Here is a 6,369-nt window from a genome sequence, read left to right as displayed (position 1 = left end):
AGCTGCCTGTACGGCAGTGAACAGCAATATTATCACGCCAACCCATTGTATTTTTGAGTTAAAGCACTCCTTTCTCATAAAATACCTTTTTTTACACGTAGCCAATCACTCATCGAAAAATCAATAAGTTATCGTAACGGTAAAATAAAGGGGTCAGCGCCTGCCGGGGAAGGCAGGCGTACAGCGAAGCTTAACGATACAGTGAAGACTCGCCCATCGGGCGGGTTTTGAAGCGGCGGTGCACCCACAGGTACTGGTCGGGGGCGCGTAAAATCTCACGCTCGACAACCCTGTTCATGTAGCTGGCGGCTTCGAATTCATTTTCTTTTGGATAATCGGTCAGCTCGGGGCCGATAAATAATGAATATCCTGAACGGTCAGGCTTGCGCACCATCGTCACCGTCAACATCACAGAGCCGGACAGACGCGACAGCACATAGGTACCGTTGGTGGTGGCGGCGTTAACGTCAAAGAACGGCGCGAAGGTGCTGCCCTTGCGACCATAATCCTGGTCCGGGGCAAACCATACGGCTTCACCCTTTTTCAGCGCGTTGACCAGCCCTTTCAGGTTACGGCGGTCGATCATCGATTTATTGGAACGCATCCGGCCCCGGGTCTGCACCCACTCCATCAGCGGATTGTTATGCGGACGATAGGTCGCCATCATTGGCTGGCACAGACCCATCACCCGACCGCCCAACTCCAGCGACATAAAATGCACGCCGATAACCATCACGCCTTTCTGTTTTGCCTGCGCATCCTGCAGATGCTGATAACCCTCAACATCAAACCAGCGACGCACGCGCTCGTCCGGCCAGAACCAGGCCATGCCGGTTTCCAGCAGCCCCATGCCCAGCGAGCGGAAATTATTTTCGATTAAGACTTCGCGCACCAGCGGATCCATCTCCGGAAAACAGAGTTCCAGATTGCGGCGGGCGATGCTTTCACGGCGTTTCAGAAAGGGACGCGCCAGCGTACCGAGCGAGGTGCCGAGACGAGCGATCAGTGGATAGGGTAACTGCACCAGCAGCCAGAGAACGCCAAGACCAAACCATGTAAACCAGTGGCGTGGGTGAAGAAAAGAGAGCTTTAAGGAAGTACGCATTACAAGATTACCTGAAAAACACACATTAAGTAGCGCGCAAGGAAACCACGATTCTTATTTCCAGGCTTATATGCGTTACCGTCTCTGGGTTAGACAACACTGCCACTCAGAGATTCAATATTGCGCACTATATCACACTACGAAATTATCACGCGATGGATAGATTGGAGTGGGCGGCTGCGTCTACAACCGCCCAGAGGATTAGATAATGGCGGTGGTGAGGCGGGAGGCGCAGCACAGGCGGTTCTGTTCATCGTAAATGTGGATCTGCCAGACCTGATGACGTCCCCCCGTATGCAGAGCGGTGCAGACGCCGCGCACACGGCCGCTGCGCACCGCGCGGATATGGTTGGCATTCACTTCCAGCCCCACCACATTTTGTTCGCCCTCGCTGCACAGATAGCCCGCCACCGAGCCAAGCGTTTCCGCCAGCACCACAGAGGCGCCGCCGTGCAGCAGGCCAAATGGCTGATGCGTGCGGCTGTCCACCGGCATCGTCGCCTCGAGACTGTCAGCAGTGATACGCTCAAATCGTATATCCAGCAGCCCGACCATATTCCCTTCGCTCATGGCGTTTAACGCCTCCAGCGTCGCTTCACGTTTCCAGATCATCCAATTATCTCCAGTAAAGCCTGTAACGGATGGCGTACCCCGCTGCCCTCAATACGCTTAACCTGACTCCGGCAGGAATAGCCGGTCGCCAGACAGCGATTACGCGGCAGACGTTGCATCGCCTGATGCCACGACAGCTCATAAATCCCCAGCGAGCTGGCGTGATTTTTAACTTCATGGCCGTAGGTGCCCGCCATGCCGCAGCAACCGACGCTGATGTTTTCCAGTTTCGCGCCGAAACGGGCAAAGATAGATGCCCACTGCCCCGGCGTCCCCGGCAGCGCGGTGACTTCGGTGCAGTGGCCGAACAGATACCAGGCCTCGCCGCTGACCACGCGCGGCTCGACGTTTTCCAGCACCGCCGGCAGCCACTCATGCACCAGCTGCACGTTAAACTCGCCGCGTTTGTCGCCCAGCGTTTGTTTATATTCATCGCGATAGCAGAGCACCAGCGCCGGATCGACCCCCACCATCGGCATCCCCAGTTGCGCAATGCGCGTCAGGAAGTCTGAGGTTTTCTGCGCTGTTTTCGCAAAGCGCGTCAGGAAGCCCTTGATATGCTGTGCTTTGCCGTTTGGCGAGAATGGCAGGATCACCGGCTGGTAGCCCAGTTTTTCTGCCAGCCGCACAAAATCGCTCACCACCTGCGCATCGTAATAGCTGGTAAAGGGATCCTGCACCACCAGCACCGTGCGGGCTTTTTGTTCGTCGCTTAACTGTTCCAGATTTTCCAGCGTCATATTGGCGGTGCGGTGCCCCACCAGCTGCTGTTGCAGCGACGGCACCGACAGGAGCGGCAAATCCACCATGCCGATGCGTTTTTCCGACAGCGTGCGCAGCCAGGGCTGGCGCAGGAAGAAGTTGAAGGTCTTAGGCGCGCGGGCCATCAGCGGCGCATAGCTTTCCACCGAGGCGACCAGGTGATCGCGCAGCGGGCGGAGATAGCGGGTGTGATAAAGTTGCAGGAAGCGGGAGCGGAACTCCGGCACATCGATTTTAATCGGACACTGAGTCGAGCAGGCTTTACAGGCCAGACAGCCGGACATCGCCTCTTTCACTTCATGAGAAAAGTCATATTCGCCCTTGCGCGCATGCCAGCTATTGCGCGTTCGTTCGATAAGTCCCCGCAGGCTGACGCGACTTTCCGCCAGCTCTTTTTCCAGCTTCAGCGGATCGACGCCGCGATCCGCCAGCAGACGCAGCCATTCACGCACCAGGGTGGCGCGGCCTTTCGGCGAATGAATACGGTTGCTGGTGATCTTCATTGACGGGCACATCGGGCTTTTGACATCAAAGTTAAAGCACAGGCCGTTACCGTTACACTCCATCGCGCCGCGCCAGGAAGCACGTACGGCAATGGGGATCTGGCGATCAAAAGTGCCGCGTTTTACCGCGTCCACCTGCATCATGGGCGCGTCAACGCCCGCAGGCGGACAGATTTTTCCCGGGTTCAGGCGGTTATGGGGATCAAAGGCCGCTTTGATTTTGCGCAGTTCGCCGAACAGCTGTTCGCCAAAAAACGCCGGGCTGTATTCGGCGCGGAAGCCTTTGCCATGCTCGCCCCACAGCAGGCCGCCGTATTTCGCGGTCAGCGCCACGACCTCGTCGGAGATCTGCTTCATCAACATCTCCTGCTGCGGATCGCACATGTCCAGCGCCGGACGCACGTGCAGTACACCGGCATCCACATGTCCGAACATGCCGTAGCTCAGTCCGTGGCTGTCCAGCAGCGCGCGGAATTCGACGATGTAATCCGCCAGATGCTCCGGCGGCACGCAGGTATCTTCCGCAAAGGGGATCGGCTTGGCCGCGCCCTTTGCGTTACCGAGCAGGCCGACGGCTTTTTTACGCATGGCATAGATGCGCTCAATGCCTGCCAGATCGCCGCACACCTGCCAGCCAATCACCCCGCCCTGCTCTGTGGCGATCAGGCTGTCCAGCCGCTGACAGAGATCGCTGACCTGGCCGTCGATCAGGGCTTCGTCGTCACCGGCGAACTCAACAATGTTCAGGCCCAGCATCTCTTTATCCGGCACATCGGTGATCAAATCATGCACCGAATGCCAGACGATATCTTCCCGCGCCAGATTGAGCACTTTTGAGTCGACGGTTTCCACCGACAGCGCCCGCGCTTCCACCATAAAAGGCGCATTGCGCAGCGCTGAGTTGAAGGAGTCGTATTTGATGTTTACCAGGCGGCGCACTTTCGGCAATGGCGTAATATCCAGCCGCGCTTCGGTAATAAACGCCAGCGTGCCTTCGGAGCCGGTCAGGATGCGGGTTAAATCAAAACGGGTCATCTCGTCGTTAAAGACGTGACGCAAATCGTAGCCGGTCAGGAAGCGGTTCAGTTTGGGAAATTTATCGATGATCAACTGGCGGTTATCCCGGCAGCTTTCATAGACGGCTTTATAGATGCGGCCAATGGCGGTCTGCACCTCGCCGAGGGTTTCCGCCAGTTCCAGCGATACCGGCTGCGTGTCCAGAATATCGCCGCCCATCAGCACCGCCCGCACGCCCAGCGTATGATCCGAGGTTTTGCCGTACACCAGCGATCCCTGTCCGGACGCATCGGTGTTGATCATTCCGCCCAGCGTGGCGCGGTTACTGGTGGAGAGTTCCGGCGCAAAGAAATAGCCGTAAGGTTTCAGATACTGGTTAAGCTGATCCTTAATTACCCCGGCTTCGACGCGCACCCAGCCCTCTTCGGGGTTGATTTCCAGGATGCGGTTCATATAGCGCGACATATCGACCACAATACCGGCGTTCAGCGCCTGGCCGTTTGTGCCGGTGCCGCCGCCGCGCGGGGTAAAGATCAGCGATTCGAAACGCGGTTCGGCGGCAATACGCGCAATCAGCGTGACGTCGGCGGTTGATCGGGGGTAGACCACGGCATCAGGGAGGAGTTGATAGATGCTGTTATCGGTCGCCATCGTCAGCCGATCGGCATAACTGGTGGCGGTGTCTCCGGTAAAACCTTGTTGCTCCAGTGCCTGTAAAAAATTCAGCACCAGCTGAACGACGCCGGGTGCCTGAGAAATCTGTGGGATCATTACTGTTGACCCTGCCTGACTGTTAGAGTTGTGAGTATTTAATCGTTTGCATTGCGCGTTTATCGTTGTATCACATTTTTTTCTTATACGCGCGGCAGAATTACAGGCAGAATTCGCTGTCTGAAATCGCTGATATTTCGCAGATTCTGAAATACATTTTTCGCGCCGGCTTCCGGCGTACCAACAGGATGAAGAAAAATATGGTTAATTTTCGACAGGCCAGGGATGTACCGCAAATCTTGCTGTCGGTGCTGTTTTTAGCGCTGATGATTATCGCCTGTTTGTGGATCGTATGGCCGTTTGTACTGGGTTTCGCCTGGGCGGGCACCATTGTGATCGCCACCTGGCCGCTTTTTTTACGCCTGCAACGGCGTTTGCTGGGCCGCCGCTCGCTGGCGGTGCTGGTGATGACGCTGTTCCTGATCCTTGTCTTTGTGATCCCCATTGCGCTGCTGGTGAACAGTCTGGTGGACGGCAGCGGCCCGGTGATCCACGCCATTACCGCCGGCGATATGACCTTACCCGATCTGGCCTGGCTGAACAGTGTTCCGCTGGTGGGCGATAAGCTTTATACCGGCTGGCATAACCTGCTGGATATGGGCGGCAGCGCCATCATGGCGAAAGTGCGCCCCTATATCGGCACCACCACCACCTGGTTTGTCGGCCAGGCGGCGCATATTGGTCGCTTCCTGATGCACTGTGTGCTGATGCTGTTGTTCAGCGCCCTGCTGTACTGGCGCGGCGAGCAGGTGGCGCGCGGTATCCGTCATTTCGCCACCCGGCTGGCCTCCAGCCGTGGCGACGCGGCGGTGCTGCTGGCGGCACAGGCGATCCGTGCGGTTGCGCTGGGGGTGGTGGTCACCGCGCTGGTGCAAGCGATCCTCGGCGGCATCGGCCTTGCCGTTGCGGGCGTGCCTTATGCCACGCTGTTCACCGTGGTGATGATCCTGTCGTGCCTTATCCAGCTTGGCCCGCTGCCGGTGCTGATCCCGGCGATTATCTGGCTCTACTGGAGCGGCGACACCACCTGGGGCACAGTGCTGCTGGTGTGGAGCTGCGTGGTGGGTACGCTGGATAACGTGATTCGTCCGGTGCTGATCCGTATGGGCGCAGACCTGCCGCTGATCCTGATTTTATCCGGCGTTATCGGCGGGCTTATCGCCTTTGGCATGATTGGTCTGTTTATCGGCCCGGTGCTGCTGGCGGTGAGCTGGCGTCTGTTTGATGCCTGGGTAAAAGAAGTGCCCGCACCGGTAGACGTTCCGGCGCAGCCTGTCGAAGAAATAGAAGCGAATAAAAAATAATCATTCGGCGGGGAAACCCGCCGATAATTAAGTGCTGCTAATCAATTCCCACTACGTCTGCGAATATTCCTGGTACTTTCCCCACGCCATGCCGATTCTCTGTCGCAAATTCTTTACGCTTATTTAACTATTGAGACGAATCTGATCGACGCAAAAATTCGTCATGCCTACTATTAGGTCACGGTTATAAATCAACGCATTGATTTATAAGCATGGAAATCCCCTGAGTGAAACAACGAATTGCTGTGTGTAGTCTTTGCCCATCTCCCACGATGGGCTTTTTTTTATCCTGAAA

General features: G+C 56.7%; 4 protein-coding genes and 1 other RNA gene. 2 read left to right on the top strand and 3 right to left on the bottom strand.

Annotation, left to right across the window (positions count from 1 at the left end; translation table 11 throughout):
- Nucleotides 1–190 precede the first annotated feature (190 nt).
- The 3 genes from lpxP to QRD42_RS13620 all read right to left on the bottom strand — a co-directional run bounded on the left by lpxP (nucleotide 191) and on the right by QRD42_RS13620 (nucleotide 4,770).
- On the bottom strand, nucleotides 191–1,105 hold the full coding sequence (gene lpxP, locus QRD42_RS13630) for a kdo(2)-lipid IV(A) palmitoleoyltransferase (RefSeq protein WP_072568282.1): 915 nt from the start codon (nucleotides 1,103–1,105) through the stop codon (nucleotides 191–193).
- 201 nt (nucleotides 1,106–1,306) lie between these two features.
- A complete protein-coding gene (gene menI / locus QRD42_RS13625; protein WP_072568281.1) occupies nucleotides 1,307–1,717 on the bottom strand; it encodes a 1,4-dihydroxy-2-naphthoyl-CoA hydrolase in 411 nt (136 codons plus the stop codon).
- Nucleotides 1,714–4,770 (bottom strand): FAD-binding and (Fe-S)-binding domain-containing protein, encoded by a 3,057-nt coding sequence (locus tag QRD42_RS13620; RefSeq protein ID WP_321987370.1) that lies wholly within the window; start codon nucleotides 4,768–4,770, stop codon nucleotides 1,714–1,716. Before QRD42_RS13620 ends, menI begins: the two co-directional genes overlap by 4 nt.
- Before the next feature lie 200 nt (nucleotides 4,771–4,970).
- Between QRD42_RS13620 and ydiK the strand changes: the two genes are divergently transcribed.
- Nucleotides 4,971–6,074, top strand: coding sequence for an AI-2E family transporter YdiK (gene ydiK, locus QRD42_RS13615; protein ID WP_321987369.1), 1,104 nt, complete (start codon nucleotides 4,971–4,973; stop codon nucleotides 6,072–6,074).
- Nucleotides 6,075–6,254: 180 nt separating this feature from the next.
- Nucleotides 6,255–6,362, top strand: an RNA gene (gene rprA / locus QRD42_RS13610) — antisense sRNA RprA.
- Nucleotides 6,363–6,369 lie beyond the last annotated feature (7 nt).

Source organism: Enterobacter sp. PGRG2 (assembly GCF_030291195.1).
Lineage (GTDB): Bacteria > Pseudomonadota > Gammaproteobacteria > Enterobacterales > Enterobacteriaceae > Enterobacter_D.
Note: the sequence above shows the minus strand (reverse complement) of the source record. Positions and strands in the feature narration are given on the sequence as shown.